The organism is Streptomyces sp. adm13(2018) (genome assembly GCF_008042145.1).
Lineage (GTDB): Bacteria > Actinomycetota > Actinomycetes > Streptomycetales > Streptomycetaceae > Streptomyces.
Genome location: NZ_RDBH01000002.1, coordinates 1 through 1,412 on the forward strand (window position 1 = coordinate 1; position 1,412 = coordinate 1,412).

General features: G+C 77.9%; 2 pseudogenes. One reads left to right on the plus strand and one right to left on the minus strand.

Annotated features, from left to right (window positions below):
• Positions 1–627, minus strand: a pseudogene (locus EAO70_RS38660) (hypothetical protein); the annotation flags it as partial.
• Here EAO70_RS38660 and EAO70_RS00145 point away from each other — a divergent pair.
• A pseudogene (locus EAO70_RS00145) lies at positions 614–1,412 on the plus strand (HD domain-containing protein); the annotation flags it as partial. The pseudogenes EAO70_RS38660 and EAO70_RS00145 sit on opposite strands and share 14 nt — an antisense overlap.

The window sequence follows — 1,412 nt, forward strand, 5'->3', positions numbered from 1 at the left end:
CGCGACGCCCTCCACCTCACCACCGGCCGCGCCACCGACCGGCTCGCCCTCCAGGAACAGGACGCCGTCGCCGCCGAACTCGGCCTCCTCGACGCCGACACCCTGCTCCGCGAGGTGTACGAGGCCGCCCGGACCATCTCGTACGCCGCCGACGTCACCTGGCGCGAGGTCAACCGGGTCCTCAAGGCCCGCTCCGCCCGGCCCCGGCTCCGCGCCCTGCTCGGCCGCGGCGGCGGCCCGCAGGGGCAGGACGGGGTCGCGTTCGGGCCGGGCGGAGAGGGCGAGGACGACCTCGCCGTCCATCTCGACGACTCCTTCGGCGAGCGGGGTGCGCTCGGCGGGCGGTTTCCCGGCGCCGCGGCCGGTGCCGCCGCGGCCGAGCAGGGCGCGGAGCCGGGGCCGGGCGGAGCGGGCCTTGAGGACCCGGTTGACCTCGCGCCAGGTGACGTCGGCGGCGTACGAGATGGTCCGGGCGGCCTCGTACACCTCGCGGAGCAGGGTGTCGGCGTCGAGGAGGCCGAGTTCGGCGGCGACGGCGTCCTGTTCCTGGAGGGCGAGCCGGTCGGTGGCGCGGCCGGTGGTGAGGTGGAGGGCGTCGCGGGCGTCGAGGAGGCTCCTCCACGACATCGGCAAGGGCTGGCCCGGCGACCACTCCGTCGCCGGCGAGACCATCGCCCGCGACCTCGCCACCCGGATCGGCTTCGACCGCGCCGACGTCGCCACCCTCGCCACCGCCGTCCGCCACCACCTCCTCCTGGTGGAGACCGCGACCCGCCGCGACCTCGACGACCCCGCCACCGTCCGCGCCGTCGCCACCGCGGTCGGCTCCGTCGGCACCCTGGAGCTCCTGCACGCCCTCACCGAGGCCGACGCCCTCGCCACCGGCCCCGCAGCCTGGTCCGCCTGGCGCGCCTCCCTCGTCGCCGACCTGGTCAAACGGGTCGCCGGCGTCCTCGCGGGGGAGACCCCGCCCGACCCCGAGGCCGCCGCCCCCAGCGCCGAACAGGAGCGGCTCGCCATCGAGGCCCTGCGCACGGGCGAACCCGTCCTCGCCCTCCGTACCGAACCGGTCGCCGCGGAACCCGAGGAACCCGAACCGGTCGGCGTGGAACTCGTCATCGCGCTGCCCGACCGGCCCGGCGTCCTGCCCGCCGTCGCCGGCGTCCTCGCCCTGCACCGGCTCACCGTCCGCGCCGCCGACCTGCGCGCCGTCGACCTCCCCGGCGGCCTCGGAGTGGGGGAGGGGCCCGTCCTCGTCCTCGACTGGCGGGTCGCCGCCGAGTACGGCTCCCTGCCCGAGGCCGCCCGGCTCCGCACCCGTACGTCCGCGCCCTCCAGGGCCCGGCCGATGCGGTGGAGCAGGCCGGGCGCGTCCTGGGCGCGGACCTCGATGACGGTGGCGAGGCGGGAGC